The organism is Halodesulfovibrio spirochaetisodalis (assembly GCF_001672295.1).
GTDB lineage: Bacteria > Desulfobacterota > Desulfovibrionia > Desulfovibrionales > Desulfovibrionaceae > Halodesulfovibrio > Halodesulfovibrio spirochaetisodalis.
Genome location: NZ_JXMS01000003.1, coordinates 34338 through 57933, shown reverse-complemented (window position 1 = coordinate 57933; position 23596 = coordinate 34338). Strand labels below are relative to the sequence as shown.

Annotated in this window: 21 protein-coding genes; 14 read left to right on the top strand and 7 right to left on the bottom strand. The window is 47.1% G+C overall.

The genetic code is table 11. From position 1 onward, the window contains the following. Positions 1-145: 145 nt before the first annotated feature. The 7 genes from SP90_RS02530 to pyk all read right to left on the bottom strand — a co-directional run bounded on the left by SP90_RS02530 (position 146) and on the right by pyk (position 7663). Positions 146-1741 (bottom strand): sodium:solute symporter family protein, encoded by a 1596-nt coding sequence (locus SP90_RS02530; RefSeq protein ID WP_066852235.1) that lies wholly within the window; start codon positions 1739-1741, stop codon positions 146-148. Between the two features lie 13 nt (positions 1742-1754). Further along, positions 1755-1922: a symporter small accessory protein gene (locus SP90_RS16685; RefSeq protein WP_197498747.1), complete on the bottom strand. Its 168-nt coding sequence runs from the start codon at positions 1920-1922 to the stop codon at positions 1755-1757. Positions 1923-2148: 226 nt separating this feature from the next. Continuing rightward, positions 2149-3072 carry a glycine betaine ABC transporter substrate-binding protein gene (locus tag SP90_RS02525; protein WP_066852233.1) on the bottom strand — a complete coding sequence of 308 codons (924 nt, stop codon included), beginning with the start codon at positions 3070-3072 and terminating at the stop codon, positions 2149-2151. Between the two features lie 13 nt (positions 3073-3085). After that, a complete protein-coding gene (locus SP90_RS02520; RefSeq protein WP_066852226.1) occupies positions 3086-3829 on the bottom strand; it encodes an ABC transporter ATP-binding protein in 744 nt (247 codons plus the stop codon). 4 nt (positions 3830-3833) lie between these two features. Beyond that, positions 3834-5078, bottom strand: a complete 1245-nt coding sequence (locus SP90_RS02515) for an efflux RND transporter periplasmic adaptor subunit (protein ID WP_066852224.1) — start codon at positions 5076-5078, stop codon at positions 3834-3836. A gap of 171 nt (positions 5079-5249) precedes the next feature. After that, on the bottom strand, positions 5250-6248 hold the full coding sequence (locus SP90_RS02510; protein WP_066852222.1) for an HD-GYP domain-containing protein: 999 nt from the start codon (positions 6246-6248) through the stop codon (positions 5250-5252). A gap of 2 nt (positions 6249-6250) precedes the next feature. Continuing rightward, positions 6251-7663 (bottom strand): pyruvate kinase, encoded by a 1413-nt coding sequence (gene pyk, locus SP90_RS02505; protein ID WP_066852220.1) that lies wholly within the window; start codon positions 7661-7663, stop codon positions 6251-6253. Positions 7664-7817: 154 nt separating this feature from the next. On the opposite strand from pyk, the gene mraZ reads away from it, so the two are divergent. From mraZ to ftsA, 14 genes are read left to right on the top strand one after another with little or no spacing between them, the layout of a single operon-like run. Then, on the top strand, positions 7818-8267 hold the full coding sequence (mraZ, locus tag SP90_RS02500; protein WP_066852219.1) for a division/cell wall cluster transcriptional repressor MraZ: 450 nt from the start codon (positions 7818-7820) through the stop codon (positions 8265-8267). 18 nt (positions 8268-8285) lie between these two features. Beyond that, positions 8286-9263, top strand: a complete 978-nt coding sequence (gene rsmH, locus SP90_RS02495) for a 16S rRNA (cytosine(1402)-N(4))-methyltransferase RsmH (protein WP_066852217.1) — start codon at positions 8286-8288, stop codon at positions 9261-9263. 10 nt (positions 9264-9273) lie between these two features. Next, on the top strand, positions 9274-9558 hold the full coding sequence (locus tag SP90_RS02490) for a hypothetical protein (RefSeq protein WP_066852215.1): 285 nt from the start codon (positions 9274-9276) through the stop codon (positions 9556-9558). 20 nt (positions 9559-9578) lie between these two features. Next, on the top strand, positions 9579-11600 hold the full coding sequence (locus tag SP90_RS02485; protein WP_231895521.1) for a penicillin-binding transpeptidase domain-containing protein: 2022 nt from the start codon (positions 9579-9581) through the stop codon (positions 11598-11600). Position 11601: 1 nt separating this feature from the next. Next, positions 11602-13047: a UDP-N-acetylmuramoyl-L-alanyl-D-glutamate--2,6-diaminopimelate ligase gene (locus SP90_RS02480; RefSeq protein WP_082936256.1), complete on the top strand. Its 1446-nt coding sequence runs from the start codon at positions 11602-11604 to the stop codon at positions 13045-13047. Next, positions 13047-14489 (top strand): UDP-N-acetylmuramoyl-tripeptide--D-alanyl-D-alanine ligase, encoded by a 1443-nt coding sequence (locus SP90_RS02475; RefSeq protein ID WP_066852211.1) that lies wholly within the window; start codon positions 13047-13049, stop codon positions 14487-14489. Before SP90_RS02480 ends, SP90_RS02475 begins: the two co-directional genes overlap by 1 nt. Continuing rightward, entirely contained in the window at positions 14479-15552 is a 1074-nt protein-coding gene (gene mraY, locus SP90_RS02470) for a phospho-N-acetylmuramoyl-pentapeptide-transferase (RefSeq protein ID WP_066852209.1), read from the top strand. Before SP90_RS02475 ends, mraY begins: the two co-directional genes overlap by 11 nt. A gap of 9 nt (positions 15553-15561) precedes the next feature. Beyond that, complete coding sequence (murD, locus tag SP90_RS02465; RefSeq protein ID WP_066852207.1) at positions 15562-16863, top strand: UDP-N-acetylmuramoyl-L-alanine--D-glutamate ligase; 1302 nt, start codon at positions 15562-15564, stop codon at positions 16861-16863. Positions 16864-16907: 44 nt separating this feature from the next. Further along, positions 16908-18038, top strand: coding sequence for a putative lipid II flippase FtsW (gene ftsW / locus SP90_RS02460; protein ID WP_066852205.1), 1131 nt, complete (start codon positions 16908-16910; stop codon positions 18036-18038). After that, entirely contained in the window at positions 18035-19177 is a 1143-nt protein-coding gene (gene murG / locus SP90_RS02455; protein WP_066852203.1) for an undecaprenyldiphospho-muramoylpentapeptide beta-N-acetylglucosaminyltransferase, read from the top strand. Before ftsW ends, murG begins: the two co-directional genes overlap by 4 nt. A gap of 3 nt (positions 19178-19180) precedes the next feature. Next, positions 19181-20548: a UDP-N-acetylmuramate--L-alanine ligase gene (gene murC, locus SP90_RS02450; RefSeq protein ID WP_066852201.1), complete on the top strand. Its 1368-nt coding sequence runs from the start codon at positions 19181-19183 to the stop codon at positions 20546-20548. Then, complete coding sequence (murB, locus tag SP90_RS02445; RefSeq protein WP_066852199.1) at positions 20548-21435, top strand: UDP-N-acetylmuramate dehydrogenase; 888 nt, start codon at positions 20548-20550, stop codon at positions 21433-21435. The genes murC and murB overlap by 1 nt, the downstream gene beginning before the upstream one ends. Before the next feature lie 6 nt (positions 21436-21441). After that, positions 21442-22278 (top strand): cell division protein FtsQ/DivIB, encoded by an 837-nt coding sequence (locus SP90_RS02440; protein ID WP_066852197.1) that lies wholly within the window; start codon positions 21442-21444, stop codon positions 22276-22278. Between the two features lie 17 nt (positions 22279-22295). Beyond that, positions 22296-23534, top strand: coding sequence for a cell division protein FtsA (gene ftsA / locus SP90_RS02435; protein WP_066852189.1), 1239 nt, complete (start codon positions 22296-22298; stop codon positions 23532-23534). Positions 23535-23596 lie beyond the last annotated feature (62 nt).

The window sequence follows — 23596 nt, the reverse complement described above, 5'->3', positions numbered from 1 at the left end:
CGAAGCCTATTACCTGTGAAAAATAAAGTTTTAGGCGCCAATCATATAATAACAGTTTTAGGAAGAAGGTCTGGGGGAGCGCCCTTTTTCAAAAGGGATTCCCCCCAGCCGTCGAAGACAATAGAGGTCGCAGACTTGCCAGTTGCTATGTGTTTTGCCAGCAAAGCTGAATGTGATCCTCAGCCAGACTGCGTGAGAGTAAGCTGACGACTACAGCAATGGTTAAGGATACCGGAAGTGCTACTACGTTCGGGTCTACCCACTGGAGCAGGAACATTGTGCTGCCCGGTGCTGCGTCTGCCACAAGCGTTACTTTACCGAAGAGAGCTTTGCACAGCCCGATAGATGCAGCTTCCTTTTTATGAATGAAGAGCATCCAGAGCATTGAGACTGTGAAACCACCGACCATTGAGGTTTTGGCACCAGTTTTGGTCATACCTTTCCAGTACAATCCAAAAATGTACGCAGGGAGGAAAGCAGCGCCGGTGAGTCCAAAGAAGAAGGCGGTTGCGCGTGCAACAATGGATGGCGGCAGGAGCCACGCCCAGATAAGTGTTGCAAGGATTGTCGCAACGATTCCTAACTGGTTTACCTGCTTTGAGTCACGTTTTGTGGGCATGACCACTTGAGAAACATCGTGGGCAAGAGATGTGCCGCCGATGTGGAACTGGCTGGAAAGCGTAGACATTGCAGCAGCAAACATGGCGAGTAAAAATGCGGTTGAGAACCATGACGGCATGATACTTTCGATGAAAACGGGAATAATTTTGTCGAGGTTTCCGCCCGCCATCTGGATGCTGATTTTTCCGAAGCGGTCAAGGAATATAGCGTTTGAAAGCGCACCTACAACAAAGATAACAAATACTGTGAGCAGTAAGAATATTGCTCCGTACAAAACTGCGCGGTTAAGCTCTCTGTCGCTGGACACAGTCATAAACCGAACCGCAAGTTGAGGCTGGGCAAGTACGCCGATGCCTACACCGTATACAAGCGTTGTGTAGATGACGAGCCAGAGTGGTGTTCCTTGGGCAGAACCTTGTGTCCATCCGAGAATGCCGCCTTTTTGCAGTGCTTGCGGCATAAGGTGCGACATGGCTGTGAGTTTTTCATGTGCAGGAACAACACCGCCGAGCAGGTAGTAGGTGTATCCGATAAGGAACAGCATCATTGCTGCCATGATGGTTCCTTGAAATGCATCGGTGTACATAACTGCTTTCATGCCGCCAGTGATAACGTAGAGGGACAAGATTGCAGTAATGCCAATAAGCATCCATTCATATGGCAAGCCGAGAGAGACTTCTGTCATGCGGCAGATGCCGGTGAGTACTGCAGCTGCATATACAGGGATAAAGAAAAAGATAATGCCACCGGAGAAAGATTGTACAAACTTGGAGTTGTAGCGTTTGCCAAGCAGTTCCGGAAAGGTATGGCAGTTGAGAGTCAGCCCCATGCGGCGAGTGCGTTTGCCAAGAAAGACCATGGCAATGAAGACTCCAACAAAGATGGTAAGAAAAGCAAGCCAGAGCAGTGGCATGCCAAACATTGCCGCAACACCACCGAAGCCGATGATTGCAGATGTGGATACAAATGTCGCACCATAAGACATGGCCATGATGAACGGGTTAACAGAGCGCCCGGCAAGCATATAGTCGCTTGCTCCTCTGGTTTCTTTCCAACCCTTCCAGCCCAGATAGAAGACTGCTGCGAAGTACAGCATTGCGGTAATAAGTTTAACGGCCACGTCTTTTCTCCTCTTATTCTTCTGTGCTGCGGTGCACTATAGATTCAACATCAGCCGTGACAGTGTCCGGCTCTCCAGCGTTATTCCAGTTTTTAATCCCGTATGCGATGCAACCAATTGTGGATAGAATACAAAGCCAGTAAGGGAGTGCTGTTTCAATACTGCCAAGTCCTAGTAACATGTCTTTTCTCCTTGTAATTAGGTACAAAAAAAACCGCAGGCTTTCGCCTGCGGTTTCATCGGTGTATAGCTTTACTGTGCGTTACGCTCGAACACACTCAACCGATCCGCAGGCCTGAATGCCGCGGAAACCAAAAAACGCAAAAAAGAAATTGGTGTTGAGTTTGTTCATGAGTCTCTCTTAGCTGTGACTAAACAAAATTGTCAAGTTTGTTTTCACAAAAAAGTTAAAATTTTGTTTGAATAACATCAACAGCACGTTCTCCAGTAGCTGCTTTTGTATTACCAAGCCATTGGCGCACAATGTTAAGGTGCCCTTTAATCCAGTATGTTGCTGTCTCTTCAACCGTTTGTTTTTTTATGGATACGTCATACGTCCATTTGCCTTGCGTCTGTTTGTCTATGTTGATGCGGGAGAGGAACAAATACGGGTCAGGGTAGTCTTTTTTTACTATAGAGCTGACAATGGTGTTTACTTCATTGGGTGCTGTAAGCATACCGGAGCCTTTGTCGCCTTTAAGGTACCGCATGTCGAGAGTGATATTCATCCAATGAGGTTCCCAGCATCCGAAGACAATCCATTTCTTTTCTTTGAATGATGCGATGATGTGCTTCATCATAAGGTCAATCGGATCACCTTCTTGTTTCCAGCTGCCAAGCCCTTCAAAGTTGTTTTGTATTAATTCATTGACGACATTGTGTATTCCGGAGCCTGCTTCAAGGTTCTGGATGGTTGAGTTAAATTTTGCTGCATTTGGTGCTAGGTCTGCAATTGACTGAACACCTGCAGCCTCAACGTATCCAGGAACACATAAGCCAGTACGGGCGTGGGCAACATTGACTCCTGCTATATGAACTTTTTTCTCAGTAATCAGCGGCATGAGCATTTCTTTTTGCAGGGGGAGCCATGCACTCATAAAGACATCAACCTGACCATTTTCAAGTGCCGCATATGCCTCTTTTGCTTCCATAGAGGTTTTGGATGTGGTGAAGCCGATCGCCTCAAGCACCTGAATGGCTATTTCTGCTTTAACCATAGCTCCAGGCCAAGGTGGTACTGCAAATGTGATCGGGCCTGCCTTGGCTAATGCTGGAAGGGTGATAATACTAAGTATTAACGCGAAGAGAAGGGCTGAAAAAGTTTTCTGCATACTATCTCCTTACTCATAATTGCATGCTGTGCTGACTGTCCGCAGAAGCAGTAGTTTTTTTACGGACAGGTGTTTGTTTCTCGTCGTGCACAACCTCGCCGTCTTTAAATACAATGCGGCGTCTGGCACTGTCGGCGGTAAGCGGGTCGTGTGTGACAAGAATGATTGTTTTGCCTGTTCTATTAATATCCTCGAACAGGTCGAGGATTTCATTGCTTGTGCTGCTGTCCAGCTGCCCTGTGGGTTCATCAGCGAGTAAAAGAGGTGGGTTGTTGAACAGAGCTCTTGCCAATGCTACGCGCTGCTGCTGCCCGCCGGAAAGACTGGACGGTTTAAAGTTGACTCGATCTCCCAGTCCGACAGAAGCAAGCAGTTCTTCTGCCCGCTGACGAAGGTGCGCATGTTTTCCTCTACTGTATAATCCGGGAAGCATAACATTTTCTGCTGCTGTAGCATATGGAATCAAATAGAAGTTCTGGAATACTATTCCCGTCAGTCTGTTACGAGCATCACTTTGTTCATTGTCGGTCATCTGAGCTGTGTCTGTGCCGTCTAAAAAATAGGAGCCAGCAGTAGGGCGGTCGAGTAGTGCAAGTAAGTGCAGTAAAGTAGATTTACCTGACCCGGAGGTACCTTGAATTGCAACCAGTTCTCCATGTTCAATGGTCAGATCGAGCGGTTTGACTGCATTGATCAGTTGCCCACCTTGGGAGAATGTTCGTGTTAACCCTTTTGTTTCGATGACCGGTGGCACCATGTTATTACTGTCCTGTTTCTGCTGCTGAGGCAGGAAGAATTATTCGTGTGGCAATCATATCACCTTCCTCAACTCCTGAAAGAATTTCTGTGTTGTTTTCACCCATAATACCAAATTCCGGTGAAACAGGGGTTGCCCGATTGTTTTTATCTACAACGTATACATACTGTTTGCCATCGACCCATTTAATGGCGTTGTTGGGAACTACCAACACACTGTCTATCTCTCTGGTAATGATGGAGCACTGGGTTGTCATTTGCGTTCGAAGTTGGATTGCTGTTTCAGGAGTAAGAGGGACAAGAGCCTGATAGTAGACAATGTTATCCTGAATAATCGGTTCTGGATAGATTTGTTCGACTGCCCCCCTGAATATCACGTTCGGATATGCATCCACTGTAAAGTTTACTGGCATTCCTTTGTCGACTGTTCCCACATCGGTTTCATCAACGTAAATGAGCATCTCAAGGCGAGTGGGATCAAGAACCGTAATAAGGTTGGCAACTTGTAATCCGGCAACGACTGTTTCGCCTTCTTGGGTTGTGACCTGGCTGACAAGTCCATCAATCGGGGCGTATATTTCAGTGTAGCTTATCTGGATACTGGCATTATCTAACTCTGCCTGTGCTGAAACCACTTCTTCAACCGCATCAATGACTGCTGTGATGTAGTTTTCTTCAACAAGCCGTAGGGCATCTTTATCGGATTTGGCCTGAGTGACCGCGACGACATAGTCCTGATACGCTTCATCCAGAGAGGATTGTTCAAGCACACCCGTTGCTACAAGTGCTATGCGGCGCTGCCAGGTCAGGTAGGTAAAATGACGTTCTGCAAGAGATCCGTCCAATGTGGCTTGAGCCTGATCGATCTGAAGCGGGAAGGTTTTGTTTACGTTTTCGAGCTGTGCTTGCGCCTGCCTGAGAGCAGCTTCTTGCGCTACAAATTGTGCACGTTGTTCTCGATCGTCAATTTTTGCGATTAAAATGCCTTTTTTAACTTTGTCGCCAACTTGAACATGCATTCGTTCAATGACACCTGTGGCGCGTGTACCTGTTTTAACAATGGCGCCCACTTGAGGTTGAATAATACCTGTTGCTTTAAGCTGGACAGTTACACTTCCCCGTGTTGCTTCGGCTGTTTCCAGCACCTTGGCGGTTACGGTATTACGGTGCGCAACAAAATACCACACTGCTCCTGATATAAGCAGTACGGCAATTAGCACCGCAGGAATAATAAACGTCCGTTTTCGCATTACCGTGTGTCCTTCTGAATGGGGCTTGTTAACTGTACGTCACATAGAAGGGTGATAGCTATTCTAGAGAGAAGGAATATGGAATAATATACACAGATTGGAGGTGGGGCGGGCATAAAAAAGACCACTGCATAAAAGCAGTGGTCTCATATGGGCGTAGTAGCAGTGATGCTAAAACTGGTTGGTGACGTACGCCGCATTAAGAAGTGACGTATATTTAACGTCGTAGCGTTTCTCGTCATTTTGAAGAGCTAGAGCAGCTTCAGCCGGCGGCAGCGCTTCAGCATATTTACGTGGTGTAATCATAGCGCTGAAGGAATCTGCAACCGCAGTCATTCGACCGAACCAGCCAATATCATCACCTTTAAGTTTGTTAGGATACCCTGATCCGTCCAACCGCTCATGATGCTGCATAATTGCCTGCACCATTTCATCGAAAGCAAATCCGAGCTTGTGCATAACTTTTCCGCCTTGAAGCGCATGCTCAATAATTTTAGCACGTTCATCACGCTTAAGCGGCTCGGTTTTGTCCAGAATAAAGGAAGGTACTTTAGACATTCCAATATCATGGAGCATAAATGCGAGCGTTGCTTTATCAAGATCTCTTCGTTTGAAGTCCTTGCGAGTTTCGAAGAACAGCCAAAGGCCTGAAATCGCAGTATTAAGCGAGTGTGCACTGAGCTTGTGCTCGTCTACAGCAAGGCGTCGCATAAAGAGCTTGATGCGGAATCTGTCCTGAGCAAGAAATTCGGTGAGTACCATCACATCCTTGTACAACTCTTCGAACACCGGTCGTACAGGCTGATTGATGAAATCTTCAAGGCGGACAATTAGCGCCTGAATGATTACTTCAGCGATTTCTGTCTGTTTCAGGTTTTCGTCAATAAGCACAAGATCAAGCTGTTTGATAATATGCTTAAAGTAAACCGCATGGTCAGCTCGGGCTACAAACAGACTCCCCGCAGAACAGAGGCTGTGGACTTCATCTACCTCTTCGTTTGAGAGGCGTTGCCCTTTACGGCAAAATGTCTCAAGCGTAGCAGACTCATCTTTATACACAAACAGATCCAGAGGTGGCCTGTATTTCGGGAAGCTTTCCAGAATAGATTTCGCTATCTGGTAGTACGCTTCTCTAAAGCTTTCGCTAGCAGCGGAGTGATCAGTTGTCATACTTACTTATGGTAGATTTTAACCAGGTTTGTCCCCCTGGCTTGTCCTCCCGGTTTTGGCTGACCTGCAGTGATAACGATGCGATCGCCAGCACGGAATTCAGGGGATGTTTCAACAAAAGTTTCAGCTCTTTGTAGGTGCGCTTCTATAGATTTGTCAACAGGGTCGGTTACAACACCCCATGAGAAATTTAATGCACGGCGAACATTTTCATTCGGAGTAAGAGCATGAACAAGCTGATCCGGTCTGCGTGCAGACAGGAGACGTGCAGATGCGCCGCTGTTGGAGTGACACACAATAGCTTTGGCTTCCACTTTTTCCGCCATGAGACATGCTGAGTATGCAAGGAAGTCTGGAGTGGATTGACCTTTGCTTGGTGTCATATCGCGTTCTTGTTCAAAGTAGTACTTTTCAGCTTCTTGAGCAATTTCAGTCATGTACTTAACTGTTTGTACAGGGAAGTGACCCATTGCAGTTTCTTCTGAGAGCATCAGACAGTCAGTTCCGTCAAGAACAGCATTTGCAACGTCAGTGGTTTCTGCGCGGGTTGGAACAGGGTTGTTCACCATGGACAGAAGCATCTGAGTTGCTACGATTACCGGCTTCCCTGCACGGTTACATGCTTCGATAATGCGTTTTTGCATAGCAGGAAGCTGTGGAAGCGGGCATTCAACGCCAAGGTCACCACGGGCAACCATGATGATGTCTGTCACTTCCAGAATAGCATCAAGGTTGTGCACAGAATTCTGGCGTTCGAGCTTTGCGATAATCGGGATGTTCTTACCGGCTTCAAGAATGATCTTGCGTGCTACTTCAATGTCGGCAGCAGTCTGGACAAAGGAGAGGGCGCAGGCATCAACGCCGAGGCGCAGGCCGTCACGGAGATCTCTCTGATCTTTTTCTGTCATAGCAGGAAGATTGATCGGCTTGCCCGGAAGAGCGAGACCCTTACGGGAAGTCAGGAAGCCGTCATTGCGGCACTCGATCTCAAATGCGCCAAGATCAAGTTTTTCTGTCACGCGGAATGGAAGTACGCCGTCCGCGAGTACAATCTTATCACCGATTTCAAGAGTTTCTAAAATTTCAGGAACATCGAACGGGATAAATGGAAGTTGACGCACATGTTCGGAGCCGGAAGGACCGAGCACAAGTCGATCGTGCTTTTTCAGCGTGTAACTGTCTTCGCTGAGCTGCCCGATACGCATTTTAGGACCGGAAAGATCCTGAAGAATGGTAATAGGCGTGCCATACTCGGCTTCGAGCTCGCGGATAAGTGCGATAAGACCTTCAAACATGGTCGCATCACCATGTGAGAAGTTAAGCCTGAAAATTCGTACACCGGCTTCAATTAACTCAGACAGCTTCTGTCGGGAGTTTGTGGCCGGTCCAATGGTGGCAATAATTTTAGTTCTCATGGTAACGATATTTTGTGATTTACAACATCTTGTCAAGGCATATTGAAAGGTGAAACCGGTTTTAGTTTCCGTGCACTTATTACAACTTAGGCGGTGCGCCATTCTTATAATGGTTGGGGTGGTAAAGTGTGGTAAAAGGTGGTAGAGGTGACGTATGTATTTCAGAGGCCGATCCCACCGAAGTCTCGATAATAAAGGCAGAGTCATGCTGCCCACTGCCTTTAGGGACATCCTTCTTTCCCGCTCAGAAGGCGGGAATCTTGTCCTTACCACCTATGACAGGTGCGTAATGGGATACCCGTTGCCTGACTGGGAAGAGTTCGAGCAAAAATTCCACCGATTAAAAAATCCATCTCTTAAGTTGCGTCATTTTCGAAGACTCGTTATTGGCGGAGCCGAAGAAATTGTTGTGGACAAGCAGGGACGCATTAGAATTCCTGCTGACCACGTGGCATATGGCGGACTCCAGAAAGATATAGTGATTGTGGGACAAGGTAGCAAGTTTGAGATCTGGGACAAAACTCGATTTGAAGATCTCATGACACTTAACTTTGATGACGTGGCCGACGAATTAACAGAAAGCGGGATTGATTTCCCGATTTAGGAATAAAGGTGACAAGTAATGACTTCCGAACAGGATAGCGCACAAAATCAGCAAGAATGGGACGATCACGTTTCTGTTCTGCTGAATGAAGTGATCGACTATCTCGATCCCAAGCCGGGAGGCTACTATCTCGACGGTACTCTCGGGCTTGCCGGACATAGTGAAGCTTTGCTGAAAAAAGCAGACGGGAAAGCACATCTGCTTGGTATAGACAGAGATCTAGAGACACTTGAGCGTGCCCGTAACCGTCTAGAGCCGTTTGGGGATAACGTTGTTACAGCTCATGCCAGATTCAGCGAATTTGAAATGGTGCTGCGCGATGTGAACTGGGATCAGCTTGATGGTGCACTGATTGATATTGGTGTGTCGTCTATGCAAATAGATCAGGCGGAGCGCGGTTTCAGCTTTAAGACCGAAGGCCCGCTTGATATGCGCATGGACCCTTCCGGCGGCATGCCTCCGGCTAGTTCTATTGTGAACAAGGCATCATACGAAAAATTAAAATTTATTATCGGCCGATATGGTGAAGACCCGATGTGCGGTCGCATTGCAAAAGCCATTATCGAAGCACGTTCTATTTCTCCAATTGAAACCACAACACAGTTGGCTTCCATTGTTGAAAAAGCGTATCCGGCAAAGTGGCGTGCTAAATCGAGAAACCATCCTGCAACTCGCACCTTTCAGGCTTTGCGTATGGTGGTTAACAGCGAGTTGGAAGAACTGGAAGCGTTTTTGAAGCGTATTCTGGATCATCTACGCCCTGGTGGACGACTTGCGGTTATCACGTTCCACTCTTTGGAAGACCGTATGGTTAAGCGCATGTTTAAAGAAGAGTCTACTGGGTGCATTTGTCCTAAGCAGATTCCTGTTTGTATTTGCAACCATACTCCTAATATTAAGTTGATAACCAGAAAGCCGGTTACTGCAAGTCCTGAAGAACTGAAAATAAATTCTCGTTCTTCTAGTGCGAAATTGCGCGTGGTCGAAAAATTGTAGCGGGAAACCGATGGCAAAAAAGTTTGATGTATGGATTCTTGCATTGATTCTTTCCGGAATGCTTACACTGGCTCTGTGTCTCACTACGGTGTGGTTGAACATTGAGCAGGTGAATATGGGGTATGCCCTGAAAGAGCTTCAGGTAAGCGTTAATAAGAAGAAAGCACATACTGCCAGACTTCAACTTGAGCGGGACAATTTATTGTCCCCCTACAGGCTTAAAAAAGAAGCTGCCCGTCTTGATATGCAGGCGGCGCAGGTCGGTCAGATACGGCGGATGGTGAATGAACCGTAAAAAGATTGACGGGAGTGACCGTGGCTAAGGCGACGCGAACAAGATCACAGTCCAGATCAAAAAGAACCGCAACGGTGAACCGTGATTCTGTCTCTAAGGGACGGGACTGGAGCCGTGTGCGGTTTTTATGCGTTGCTGCACTCATTGCTGTTGTGTGGGGTTCATTGTGGGCCCGTGCATTCAGTCTGCAAGTCATGGATACCCGTGAACTTGGTCGAAGAGCGTTGCGCCAGCATTTGACTTCCGAGCTTGTAACAGGGCGAAGGGGTGAAATCCTTGATAGGGACAACAGGGTGCTGGCATCCACCTTGGCCATTAAGTCTGTCTTTGTTCGGCCGTACGAAGTAAAAAGTCCGTATACTGTCTCTGTACGTCTGGCGTCTATTTTGGGCGTTGATCCGAAATTTATTCGTAAAAAAATACGTAAAGGTCGCAACTTCGTTTGGATAAAGCGAAAAATTGATGATCGCGCTGCAGCCGCTGTTAAGAAGCTCGGCCTCAAAGGCGTGTATCTACAGAAAGAATTTGGAAGAATTTATCCTAACAAAATGCTGTGCGGCAACCTGCTCGGGTACGTCGGAGTTGACGAAAAGGGGCTTGCCGGTATTGAGTATGCCTTTAACAAAACACTCACCGGCTCTTCCTCAAAGTTTGTCGTGCAGCGCGATGCTGCCGGTCGGCGTCTCTTTTTACAGGGAGCAGAAGAAACAACGCCTCTTCAGGGCGATAATATTGCTCTGACAATTGATTCTGAAATTCAATTCTTTGCAGAGCAGGCTGTACAGCATGCTGTGGAAGTCTACGATGCCAAATGGGGCGGAGCAATGGTGGTTGATGTTGCCAGCGGAGATATACTCGCGTGGGCACAAGCCCCTATGTTTAACCCGAATGTGTATGGACAGTACTCAGCCAGCCAGAGGCGTGACAGAATTGCTCAGGATGCCCTTGAAATGGGCTCAACGATCAAACCTTTTTTGATGGCAGCCGCATTGGAAGAAAAGATCATTGAGCCGGATTCGCTTGTTTTTTGTGAGAATGGAAAGTGGCGCCTGCATAAGGTCCGTATTCGTGACACCAAAAAATTACAATGGCTGACTGCCAAGAAGGTGCTTTCTTACTCCAGTAACATTGGTACTGCTAAAATAGGGCTTGATCTTGGAGCAACTAAGTATCGTGATTATCTGGTACGGCTCGGCTTTGGTAAAAAAGCCGCTTTGCCGCTTGCGGGGCAATCTTCAGGTATTCTTCGCCCGTTAAACCGTTGGACGCAGATCGATCTTGCCAACGCAGCGTTCGGTCAAGGCTTTGCTGCCACAATGCCGCAATTGGCAGAAGCGTATTTGGCGCTTGCGAACGGTGGTGTGCGAAAACCGTTGCGGTTGGTAAAAAATTTTTCACTGAATGAAAAAGTGCTGAATGAAAATTCTCAACGGATTTTTTCCGAGGAAACAGCACATACAGTTCTTAAAATGATGGCAGATGTTGTAGATAACGGCACTGGCAAAAGTGCCGCCATCGCTGGTGTTTCTATCGGCGGTAAAACCGGTACTGCGCAGAAGGCTTCGGCCAGAGGCGGGTACGGGGACAAGTACACATCTTCCTTTGTCGGACTGGTTCCGGCTGAAAATCCGCGATTCATCACATTAGTTGTTGTTGATGAACCTGCCAAAAACTATTACGGGAGCAAGGTTGCCGCGCCCGCTTTTAAAGAAATAGCTATGCGGCACATGGCTCTCAACGGCACACTGCCTGACTCCGAACAGTCTCGCCTGCTTGCAGATACAGCATCTACGGAACGCAAACCGCAATATGGCGAGAGGCGTTTCGGTGTAGATGGGCAGCCGCAGGCATCTGGTAAATCTGTACCTGACTTACGGGGTAAATCTATACGCTTCGCACTGGAAGTATATGCTCGTCAGGGCGTAATTCCTTCTGTTAAAGGCAGCGGTGCTTTTGTGAAGAAACAACAACCGGCAGCGGGTGCAAAATGGTCTGCCGGAAATAAACAGCAATATATACTCTGGCTATCGGAGCAATCGTAATATGGCGCAGACTATACCTATGGAACAGCTTGAGCAGCAGGTAGCAACCGGCTTGCTCACTCTGCATATTGATTCCCGTAAAGTGAAACAGGGAGACGTATTTATTGCGCTTCCGGGTGCCACTGTTGACGGCGCGAAATTTATCGGGAACGCCATTGAAAATGGCGCAGCATATATTGTGTGCAGCGAAGAAAATATTCCGGCAGATGCAGCAGATGCTGTTTTTGTCGTTGCTGAGAACCCGAAAGAGGTGCTCGGCAAACTCGCTTCAGCTCGTTTTGGAACGGAAAATTTGAATTTAAAACTGGTGGGTGTGACCGGAACTAACGGAAAAACAACCGTCACCAGTATTTTGGAATACCTTTTTTCTGCGGCAGGACGCAAAACCGGTGTGATTGGAACCGTTGCGTACCGCTGGCCGGGCACGGAAATTGTTGCCAACATGACAACACCGGACTGCCTGAAGTTACACTCCCTGCTTTCACGTATGGAAGCAGCAGGCGTTGAGAATGCGTTCATGGAAGTATCCTCCCATGCTTTAGATCAGAACCGCTCTGCAGGTATTCACTTTGCAGGTGGTGTGCTCACAAACGTGACACAGGATCATCTCGACTACCATGGTGATATGGAAACCTACTTTGAAGCAAAGAAAAAACTTTTTACCACAGTTCCTGACGCCGGAAAGCTTGGTGTTGTGAACCTTGATGATGAGTACGGTAAACATTTGCTTCCTGAGCTTACCAACGGTATCGGTTTTACCTTGAGTGGTGTAGAGGTTGAGGGATGTCGCATCTTGTACGGTACTGTTGTTGAGTCCAGTGTGGATGGGCTTAAGCTTCATATGTCTTTTGAAGGACAGGAATGGGATATTACATCTCCAATGGTCGGTACCCATAATGCTTCCAACCTGCTCGCAGCCATGGCTGTAGGTGTGGGGATGGGGCTTACTGCAGCGCATATGCAGGCACTTTCCGGATATACCGGAGTTTGCGGACGACTGGAGCGAATCCCGACTGAAAAAGGTATATATGCGTTTGTTGATTATGCGCATACACCTGATGCACTGGTTAACGTGCTTTCTGCCTTACGAAAAACAGGGTTTGAGCGCATTATCACAGTGTTCGGTTGCGGCGGCGACCGTGATCGTACAAAGCGTCCTCTCATGGGGGCGGCGGTTGCACAGGGAACAGATGTAGCGGTTCTTACCTCAGATAATCCGCGTACAGAAGATCCTGAAGCGATCCTCGAAGATATTAAACCGGGACTTGCTGATTGCAGCGAAGTGCATGTTGAAGTGGATCGGAAAAAAGCGCTTGAGCTTGCGGTATCCATTGCAAAGCCGGGCGACTGTATTCTTGTAGCCGGAAAAGGGCACGAGGATTATCAAGTCATCGGGACAACAAAAATTTCCTTCAGTGATCAGGCAATTCTCAAGGAGCTGCTCTAGTGAAGTTAACGCTCGATCAAATTCAGAGCGCGATGGGAGCTGTAGGATTTCTCGGTGATGCGGGAGATACAGTACCCCTTGGCGTACAGACTGACAGTCGCGTGCTCAAACGCGGTGAACTGTTCTTCTGCATTTCAGGCGAGCGGTTTGATGGTCACAACTTTGCTAAAGCAGCGCTTGCGCGCGGTGCGTGCGGCATTGTGGCGGAGCGTCCTCCATTTTCTATGGATGAAATGATGGATCTGGAGTGCGGTGATGGCGGAGTTCCGCTGTTAATGGTGCAGGATTGTGTTGTTGCCTTGGGAAAACTCGGGGCATATCACCGCCAGCAGACCAAAGCCATTGTGACAGGTATTACTGGAACCGCAGGTAAAACCACTGTTAAAGAGTTGCTTGCTGAGGTACTTTCTGTTCGCGGAGAGACAGCCCGTAATCATCTGAACTTAAATAACCAGATTGGTCTGCCGGTCTCTATGCTAGCAGCGTCTGGTGACGAAAAATATTGGGTTATGGAAGCTGGTATCAGCCAGCCGCATGACATGGACGAACTCGGCACTATTCTGCGCCCTGATCTTGGAATTATTGTTAACGTAGGCGAAGGTCACACAGAAGGTCTGGGTGATAAAGGTGTAGCTTACTATAAATCGCAGCTTCTTAAGTATGTTCAACAAGGTGGCGTTGGGCTTGTTTCTGCTGATTATCCTGACTTGGTTGAAGCGTGCGATAGAAAATTTGATGAAATGCGGTATTTCAGCACCAAAGACCCTGAATGTGCTTACTACGGTGAATACATTGGTGCAGTGTCTGAAGTGCAGGGGAAATACCGTGTAAATCTGTGTGGTAAAGAGTTTGATGTTACCGCTCCATTCAGAGGAGCATTTGCCGCTGAGAATGTTATTGCAGTAGCAGCAGCGGCAGATATCATCGGGCTTACTTCCAAAGAAATTATTCAAGGATTCGCGCAGGCAACATTGCCGGAAAAACGGTTTAATTGTTCTCAGCGCGGTAACTGGCTCGTCATCGACGATTGTTACAACTCGAATCCCTTATCTTGTGTCCGTGCTCTGGAAACAGCAGCAGAGATGGCAGAAGATCAGCCGCTTGTTCTTGTATTGGGTGAAATGCTGGAACTGGGGGAGCAGGCTTACGAGGCACATAAAGAGCTTGGCAAAAAGATTACTGAATCTGATGCTGCCGTTGTGTGCTGGATTGGCAAAAACCGCAATGCGGTGAAAGATGGTCTGGATGAGACTAACTTTACCGGGGAATTCCACTGCGTGGAAACACCGCAGCAATTTCTTAACCTGTGCAAAACGATCAATGTAAACGATGGTGCCATCCTGTTTAAGGGGTCACGTGGTAATAAACTTGAGCGTTTTGTTTCTGTGTTCTGCGACAATTGTTGTCCTGGCAGAACAACGGGGATAACTGGTGCTTTATAATCTGCTTTACCCGCTCAGCTCTGACCTGAGTTTTTTAAATGTATTTAAATACATTTCTTTTCGAACTGTTGGTGCGTTACTGACTGCTCTCGTACTTTCAATTGTCCTTGGCCCATACTTCATTAACTGGCTTAAAAAGATCAAATGCGGACAGTATATCCAGTCGGAAGTAGCCTGTCATACCAATAAAGCCGGTACGCCTACTATGGGCGGCATTCTGATTGCATTCTCTTTAATTACCAGCACACTCTTATGGTGTGATTTAAGTAATCCGTATGTCTGGCTTACCTTGCTTGTGTACACAGGCTTTGGCCTTGTCGGATTTCTGGATGACTTTACCAAACTTCGCCGTAAAGAGAATCAGGGGCTTTCCGCCCGCGCTAAATTTCTCGGGCAAATTGGTATTTCTGCAGTCGCGTTGTACCTTCTGGTACAGCTTCCCGCGTATTCAACAGAACTGTATGTTCCGTTATTTAAGAATGTCAGTCCTGATCTTGGGCTTTTTTATATTCCGTTTGCCATGCTGGTCATTATCGGCTCATCAAACGGTGTGAACCTGACTGACGGTATGGATGGCCTTGCCATTGTACCGGCTGTCGTTACAACTCTTGTCTACGGTGTATTCATCTATGTTGCCGGTCACGCTGCCTTGTCGCATTACCTTCAAGTTGCAGCTGTTCCGGGGGTGGGTGAGGTTACCGTATTCTGTGGGGCACTTGTTGGTGCAGGACTCGGTTTCCTGTGGTTTAATGCATATCCCGCACAAGTATTCATGGGAGATGTTGGTTCTCTTTCTATTGGCGGTACTCTTGGATTCATCTCTGTTCTGTGCAAGCAGGAATTGATGATGGTTGTTGTAGGTGGCTTGTTTGTTGTGGAAACCTTATCTGTAATTCTTCAGGTCGGTTCCTATAAGCTGCGTAAAAAACGAATATTCAAGATGGCCCCGATACATCACCACTTTGAAATAAGTGGTATTCCGGAATCTAAAGTCATTATCCGTTTCTGGATTATATCAATCCTGCTCGGTGTAATGGCTCTCAGTGTTCTGAAACTGCGTTAGGAGTTACTCGTGGAACAAAGACCACAGGTAGTTACACCGGGATGTACAGCAGTTGTTGTCGGTACCGGCCGTTCCGGTCAGGCTGCGGCAATGTTACTGCATTCTCTCGGTGCTTCTGTACGCATTGTTAATTTGACTGAAGAATCTGTTCCGGAATCCTTTCGAAAAACTATAGCCGAATGCGGTTTTGATACCGCATTCGGCCCTCACACTGCTGCACAGTTTGCAGGGGCGGATGTTGTTGTCCCTAGTCCCGGTGTTCCGATGCGTAAGCTCGCATCGTTTATTCCGGAGCAGGCAGTTGTCCTTGCAGAAATGGAACTTGCATGGTCATGCGTTCCGCATATTCCAGCAATTGCAGTTACAGGTACAAACGGTAAAACAACCACGGTTCGACTTTGTGAAGCCATGTTGTGCAAAGCGGGGAAGCGTGTCTTTCTCGGCGGTAATATTGGCACTCCACTTAGTGAGTTTGTTCTGGAAAAACAGACAGCCGACGTGCTTGTGCTGGAGGTTTCCAGCTTCCAGCTACAGACATGCCGTCATTTTCGCCCGTCTGTCGGGGTGTTGCTGAATGTAACAGAAGACCATCTCGACTATCATGAAGACATGCAGGAATACATTGATGCCAAGCTGCAGTTGTTCGCCAACATGAGAGAAGGCGATACTGCGTTGCTTGGTGAAGGTGTGCATAGCATTGCCAAAGACAGTGGTAATGCCGGACTCCAGCATGCTGACATTCACGTGTTTTCAGATACAGGAAGTTTTGCAGACGTTTCGTTGAAAGGTGTGCATAATCGGTTGAATATGGAAGCAGCTTATGCCGCAACGTCTGTTTTGGGCGTGACAATGCAAGATGCACTGGACGCTGTGGACGACTTTGCAACTGCTCCCCATACATTAGAAACCGTAGCGAATGGACATGGCGTTGTTTTTGTGAATGACTCCAAAGCCACAACGGTTGATTCTGTGCGGGCAGCTTTGGAAAGCTTTGCTGAGCCTGTGTTGCTTCTTGCTGGCGGACACTACAAAGGTGGTGACCTCGGTTCTCTTGCAGGGTTGCTGCAAAAGCATGTTCGTGCTGTAGGCTTATATGGTGACAGTCGTGATGTGTTTGAAGCCGCATGGGACGGTGTTGTTGACCTGAGTTGGCATGAATCCATGGAAGATGCTGCACGGGCATTAATGCAGAAGTCGGAGGGTGGTGAGGTTATGCTGCTTTCTCCGGCAACATCCAGCTTTGATCAGTATGCGAATTACAAAGCACGCGGCGATGATTTTAGGCGCATTGCCCGTATGCTTAGCGAATAACTATATGAACAGGCCGGATAACCGGTTTGATGTGGAGTCATTGCATGGCTGATAATCGACAAGACACAACAATTTCAATGGACTGGATTCTTTTGATCGCAGTTCTTTGTGTTCTTGCGTTTGGGCTGATAATGGTTCTGAGTTCCAGCGGTATTATGGCAGAGCGTAACTTTGGAAGTAAGTATCATTTCTTCCAGCGGCAGCTAATGTTTGCTGGTATCGGACTCGTTATCATGGGCTTTTGCGCCACGCTCCCTAAGCGTCTGATCTACTTACTTCACTATCCATTGCTTGCGCTTTCTATCTGCGCGTTAATTGTCACTCTCACTCCATTAGGTGTGAAGGTAAAGGGTGCAAGCCGCTGGATAAGTTTCGGGCCGTTCTCTGTTCAACCTATGGAATTTGCAAAGATTTCCCTTGTTCTGTACTTGTCCTATTTTTTCAGTACAAAGCAGGAGCTTGTAAAAACGTTCTCTAAAGGTGTTCTTCCACCATTTATCATAACAGCGACGCTGTGCGGGTTACTGCTGCTCCAACCGGATTTTGGTGGTGCTGCAGTTTTGGCCGCACTTCTATTCTTCATGTGCTGGTACGGTGGCACGCGTCCCCTGTATCTTGGTGGCTCGGGCTTGCTTGCTTTGGGAGCGGGGTATCTGCTGATTGTTCAGTCTCCATACCGTTTCCGACGTCTTCTTGCATTTCTTGATCCGTTCAAAGATGCAGACAGTATCAGTTATCAGCTGGTGCAGTCCCTTTATGCTTTTGGTTCCGGTGGGTTCAGCGGACAAGGACTGGGAGCCGGGAAGCAGAAACTTTTCTATCTACCGGAAGCCCATAACGATTTCATCATGGCTGTTGTCGGTGAAGAGCTCGGGTTCCTCGGAATGTCTCTCTTTTTCATACTGATGGGAACGATACTTTTCAGAGCATTTACGGTTTCTTACAGACAGACTGAGCTGCGCGATAAATTTATCACCTTTGGATTGGCTCTTATTATCTCCCTTGGCGCTGTATTGAATCTGGCAGTGGTTATGGGTGCTGCACCTCCGAAAGGAATTGCCATGCCGTTTATGAGCTATGGCGGCAGTAACCTGATTGCCATGCTGTTATGTACCGGATTGTTACTGAACTTTTCCCGCACACAAGTGGAGCGCGAGGGCAGGGGTAGAAAATGAAACGAGTAGTATTAACCACTGGCGGCACTGGCGGGCATGTCTTTCCTGCACTGGCTGTTGCGGAAGAAATCCGCAGACGTTTTCCCGAGGTGGAGTTTCTCTTCATTGGCGGTAAATACGGCCCTGAGCGTCAGATGGTAGAAAATGCTGGAATCCCTTTTGTTGGATTGCCAGTTCGCGGCATACTCGGTCGCGGTATAAAAGCAATCGGTGCAATGGCTGGACTGGGTGTTTCGACACTAAAGTCCATGCGCATTATCCGTGAATTTAACCCGGAAGTGGTTATCGGTTTTGGCGGGTACGCTGCAGTAGCAGGGTGCCTTGGCGGTAAACTCTGTGGTGTTCCTGTTTCAATTCATGAGCAGAACTCAGTTCCCGGCCTGACAAACAGAGTGTTAAGCAAAATTGCTGAGCGTATTTTTATTTCACTGCCGGATGAACATGAACATTTTGAACCCGACTACACCGTACTGACAGGAAATCCCGTTCGTGCAGCCATTGCGGCTATCCGCAATGAATCAAAAAAACATGACGTGGCTGTGCCGTCAATCCTTGTATGTGGTGGTAGTCTTGGTGCAAAAGCTGTGAACAGTGCTGTGATTGATCTGCTTCCTGCTCTTAAATATATGGGTTGCATAGTTCATCACCAGACTGGCAAAGCGGATTATGACCGTATTCAATCTGCGTATGCAGAGGCAGGAATGACAAACTGTATTGTTGAACCGTTCGTCGATGACATGGCTGCTGCATATGCTGCAGCTGATCTTGTTATTTGCCGTGCTGGAGCAACCACAATTGCAGAGCTTACAGTGGCGGGAAAGCCCGCCCTGTTTATTCCGTTTCCGCATGCAACACATAACCATCAGGTGCATAACGCCCGTTATCTGGAAACAAAAGGGGCAGCCGTGGTGGTGGAAGAGCGTGAGTTAGCTCAAACAGATATGAATACACTTGTGACTGGGTTACTCAAAGACAGTGCCAAACTTCAGTCCATGGGGCAGGCAGCAAAAAAACTTGGCAGACCAGAAGCCGCAGCAAATGTTGTGAGCTGTATTATGGACCTGCTGCCCAAAGCTCCACTCGAATCTCTGGTTCATCCGTATAAGGAAGACACAGAAAACAATGAATCAACGGATTAGAATATGATTTCTAAAATTAAAAATATTCACATGATCGGCATTGGTGGCTCAGGTATGAGCGGTATTGCCGAAGTATTACTGAACCTTGACTTTACAGTCTCTGGTTCTGATGTCTCTGAAGGAGCACCTGTCCAGCGTCTTCGTACTCTGGGGGCAACTGTGCATTTAGGGCATGCAGAAGAAAATATTACAGATGCACAGGTTGTTGTGCGTTCTACAGCAATTGATGAAGACAACCCTGAGATTGTCGCAGCAGCGAAAATGGGTATTCCGATAATCCCGCGTGCAGAAATGCTTGCAGAGTTAATGCGTCTGCGTCTGGGAATTGCGATTGCCGGTACTCACGGTAAGACTACCACGACTTCACTGACAGCTGCTATTTTTGATGAAGCTAATACAGACCCGACTGTTATTATCGGTGGCAGACTGAACGCGTATGGTGCTAATGCCCGCCTTGGTGCCGGCGAATTTTTGATTGCCGAGGCAGATGAGTCAGATGGTTCCTTCCTTTGTTTGTTCCCGATTATTACCGTGGTAACAAACGTTGATTGTGATCATCTGGATTTTTACTCCGGTCAGGAAGAGATTGATTCTGCATTTGTGCAGTTTATGAATAGCGTTCCTTTCTACGGTGCCAACGTTGTCTGCGGTGACGACAAAGGTGTGCAGCGCCTTATTCCGCAGGTAAAGCGTCGTATTATCACCTATGGATTTAATGAAGATAACGATATTCAGGCCATTGAAAAATCCTGCAGTGAAAAGTCAGAATTTACTGTTGTGGTGAACGGTAAAGAGATTGGCGATGTACTTCTTTCTCAGCCGGGACGTCACAATATTTTGAATGCATTGGGTGCGATTGGCGTAGCCATTGAATCTGGTATTTCGCCTGAAAAATGCGTCAGCGGATTGACCGGCTTTAATGGTGTCGGACGTAGATTTGAGCGTAAAGGCGAGCGAAATGGCGTGCTTGTTATCGATGATTACGGGCATCACCCAGTTGAAGTTGCAGCTACCATTCGTACAGCGCGTCAGTGTTTCCCTGATCGCAGGCTTGTGGTTGCTTTTCAGCCGCATCGTTTCAGCCGCACACAAGCGTTGTTTGGTCAGTTTTGCACAGCATTTGAAGGTGTAGACAAGCTGCTCCTCACAGAAATTTATCCGGCTTCTGAGTCACCTATTCCAGGAATCAATGGTGAGTCATTAGCACATGGTATTCGTCAGGCATCCTCTACCAAGGTGGAGTATTGCGAGGACTTTGCCGCTGTTTCAGCAAAGTTGCCGGACGAACTGGAAGCAGGCGATGTATTTATTACTCTTGGAGCAGGAAACATCTGGACTGTCGGACAGGGCTATTTGGATGGAGCTGAGTAATGGCTGTTAGTGTTCATCATTCTTTTTCATTCAGTAAGCGGACAACGCTTCGTATGGGCGGTAATGCTCTGGCGGAAGTTGTGCTGACACATGCTGATGATTTTGAACAATTGCCGGATATATTGAATTCACTGGGTGGAGAACCGTTTGTTATCGGACGCGGCAGTAACTTGCTTGCCAAAGATGGTGAACTTCCCCTGATTATTATTAATCCGGCTATTGTAACAGAACCTGTATGTGTTGAAGAGAGTGATGAAGAAGTTTTAGTACATGTCGGGGCGGGCTATCGCCTGCCCCGTTTTTTACACTGGTGCGCAGCAAACGGATACGAAGGGTTGGAAGGTTTGGCTGGTGTACCGGGAACTGTAGGTGGTGCAGTCGCTATGAACGCAGGTTCATACGGCTGTGAGGTTGCCGACTGTTTAGCTTCTGTAGAAGTTTTTACAAAAAATACCGGAACTGCAGTGTTTGAAAAAACAGATGTAGTATTACAGTATAGACATTTTTCTATTCCAGCGGTAAACGAACAGCCCGTTATTTTGAATAGTACCTTCAGATTGCGTAAGAGTGATCCTTTGAAAATTAAAAGCGTTATTGATGATAATTTGAAAAGGAAAAAGGAAACTCAGCCAGTCTCTGCACGTAGCGCAGGATGTGTTTTTAAAAATCCAGCACAAGGTGTTAGCGCAGGTAAAATGCTTGATAAATGCGGATTTAAAGGGAAAATTCACGGTGGTGTTGCATTTTCCACAATGCATGCAAATTTTCTGACTAACATTGATAATGGCTCAAGTGAGCAGGCATTTGAGTTGTTACAGATGGCACAACAGACTGTTTTGAACGAGTTCGGGTATTCATTACAGCTGGAAGTCAAAGTAATCGGATAAAGTATTATGGCTAAAAGAAGGCAAAAAAAAGTTCCTTTTCCCATACTAAAGAAACGCTATAAGCGTTCAGTTTCCGATTTTTTCCATGCAAAAGGTACTTCTTTGTTGCTTTCATGGACGATAACCCTCTTTACTGGAGCGACATTTATTGTCATAATAAGTATTGGACTGTTATTCAGTTATCGGTTCATTACAAACAGTACTTTTTTTGAGGTACAGAAAATTCAGATTTCTGGAAATGTCCGACTGGAGCAAGAAGACGTTTTAAGCCTTGCTCACCTTAAAAGTGGTGACAACAGTCTCGCAGTAAATATTTCAGAAATAGAATACAAACTGCTTCGCAACCCTTGGGTTGATACTGTTGCAGTTAAGCGCCAGTTACCGGGTAATCTAGCAATTACCATAGAGGAGCGGGAACCGCGCTACTGGATGCGACAGGATAATCGTATCGTATACGCAGACGAAAAAGGAAATCCTATTGATTATGTCGGCACATACAAATTTGCCTCTCTTCCTTTTTTATCTGTAGATGCTGGAACAGAACATCTCTTGCAGCGTTTGCCACAGCTAGTAGCGGAACTGGATTCAACCAGACTGCCAGTTTCGTCCAGAAATGCTGCATGGATTAAGCTTAGCTTGAGTGGTGGTATTACATTGTTCCTGGAATCGGAAAATATTTTGTTGAGTATTGGAGTAGAGAACTGGGATTCTAACTTGCGCCACGTTGTTGCAACAGTTGATGACTTGAAACGACGCAACGAATTTGCAGATGTTCGCAGCATCAAGGCGGAAGAAAAGAATGTCTGGGTGACTACTGGTAGTACTTCCAAATCGGCTAGCTAGAGAAAGAGGAGTGTTGCATGTCTAAATCAGACCTCATTGTGGGCCTTGATATTGGAACGACAAAAATTTGTGCCGTTGTCGGGGAAGCTTCTCCGGGCGGGGTCGATATTGTTGGCATCGGAACAGCTCCGTCCACCGGTTTACGCAAAGGCGTAGTCGTAAATATTGAGCAGACTGTACAGTCCATTAAAAAAGCGCTTGAAGAAGCGGAATTGATGGCTGGATGTGAAATAGCGTCTGTATATACCGGCATAGCCGGCAGCCACATTAAAGGCTTTAACAGTCATGGCGTGATTGCTGTTAAAGGTGGAGAAGTGTGCAGCCGTGATGTGGAGCGGGTGATGGATGCAGCAAAAGCTGTTGCAATTCCACTTGACCGTGAAGTTATCCACACATTGCCACAGGAATTTATTGTCGATGATCAGCATGGTATTGCAGATCCTCTCGGCATGGCGGGCGTTCGTCTTGAAGTGCGGGTACATATCGTAACAGGGGCAGTGACAAGTGCACAAAATATTGTGCGTTCCTGTCATAGAAGCGGCCTTGATGTTTCTGATATTGTTCTCGAAGCGTGGGCGTCCTCCAAAGCTGTACTCACAGCAGAGGAAAATGAAATTGGCGTTGCATTGGTTGATATTGGTGGAGGTACTACTGATATTGCCGTATTTGCAGACGATTCTGTGAAGCACACTGCAGTGTTACCACTCGGTGGACAGAATTTGACCAACGACATTGCCTTTGGTTTGCGCACTCCGATGGTGAGTGCGGAAAAGATTAAAGTGAAGTACGGCTGTGCATTGGCTGAAATAGTGAAGGGTGATGAAGTCATCGAAGTGCCGAGTGTTGGCGGTAGAGAGCCGCGGAAACTCTCACGTCAGGTTTTGGCAGAAATTTGTGAACCGCGTATGGAAGAGATTCTTACTCTCGTGGATCAGGAGCTTGTTCGTTCCGGATTTAAGAATCTTATCGGTGCAGGCATTGTCCTGACTGGCGGTACTTCTCTTATTGAAGGCTGTCAGGAACTTGGTGAACAAATTTTCGGCCTTCCTACCCGAATCGGGTACCCTCGTGGCGTAGGTGGTTTGAAGGATGTAGTAAACAGCCCGAAATTCGCAACTGCGGTTGGTTTACTTAACTACGGTTCTGAAAAAGAAGATTTTGATATTCATTTCAGTAGTAGTAGTCCAAATCGTGAAAGTACTATGTTCAGCCGGGTGCTTTCGACTATGAAAAAATGGTTTACAGATGTCTCTTAGACGCTCCTGTAAGTAGTAATACGTTAATGGGTCTACAAGTAACCTAGGTATTGGCAAAAGGA

What these genes read in the sequence shown, in the direction of transcription:
- ftsA (WP_066852189.1), top strand. Translation starts at nt 22,296, where the DNA reads ATGTCTAAATCAGACCTCATTGTGGGCCTTGATATTGGAACGACAAAA.
- SP90_RS02520 (WP_066852226.1), bottom strand. Translation starts at nt 3,829, where the DNA reads ATGGTGCCACCGGTCATCGAAACAAAAGGGTTAACACGAACATTCTCC.
- murG (WP_066852203.1), top strand. Translation starts at nt 18,035, where the DNA reads ATGAAACGAGTAGTATTAACCACTGGCGGCACTGGCGGGCATGTCTTT.
- SP90_RS02510 (WP_066852222.1), bottom strand. Translation starts at nt 6,248, where the DNA reads ATGACAACTGATCACTCCGCTGCTAGCGAAAGCTTTAGAGAAGCGTAC.
- SP90_RS02490 (WP_066852215.1), top strand. Translation starts at nt 9,274, where the DNA reads ATGGCAAAAAAGTTTGATGTATGGATTCTTGCATTGATTCTTTCCGGA.
- SP90_RS02440 (WP_066852197.1), top strand. Translation starts at nt 21,442, where the DNA reads ATGGCTAAAAGAAGGCAAAAAAAAGTTCCTTTTCCCATACTAAAGAAA.
- SP90_RS02480 (WP_082936256.1), top strand. Translation starts at nt 11,602, where the DNA reads ATGGCGCAGACTATACCTATGGAACAGCTTGAGCAGCAGGTAGCAACC.
- SP90_RS02525 (WP_066852233.1), bottom strand. Translation starts at nt 3,072, where the DNA reads ATGCAGAAAACTTTTTCAGCCCTTCTCTTCGCGTTAATACTTAGTATT.
- pyk (WP_066852220.1), bottom strand. Translation starts at nt 7,663, where the DNA reads ATGAGAACTAAAATTATTGCCACCATTGGACCGGCCACAAACTCCCGA.
- murB (WP_066852199.1), top strand. Translation starts at nt 20,548, where the DNA reads ATGGCTGTTAGTGTTCATCATTCTTTTTCATTCAGTAAGCGGACAACG.
- rsmH (WP_066852217.1), top strand. Translation starts at nt 8,286, where the DNA reads ATGACTTCCGAACAGGATAGCGCACAAAATCAGCAAGAATGGGACGAT.
- mraZ (WP_066852219.1), top strand. Translation starts at nt 7,818, where the DNA reads ATGTATTTCAGAGGCCGATCCCACCGAAGTCTCGATAATAAAGGCAGA.
- SP90_RS02515 (WP_066852224.1), bottom strand. Translation starts at nt 5,078, where the DNA reads ATGCGAAAACGGACGTTTATTATTCCTGCGGTGCTAATTGCCGTACTG.
- ftsW (WP_066852205.1), top strand. Translation starts at nt 16,908, where the DNA reads ATGGCTGATAATCGACAAGACACAACAATTTCAATGGACTGGATTCTT.
- murC (WP_066852201.1), top strand. Translation starts at nt 19,181, where the DNA reads ATGATTTCTAAAATTAAAAATATTCACATGATCGGCATTGGTGGCTCA.
- SP90_RS16685 (WP_197498747.1), bottom strand. Translation starts at nt 1,922, where the DNA reads ATGTTACTAGGACTTGGCAGTATTGAAACAGCACTCCCTTACTGGCTT.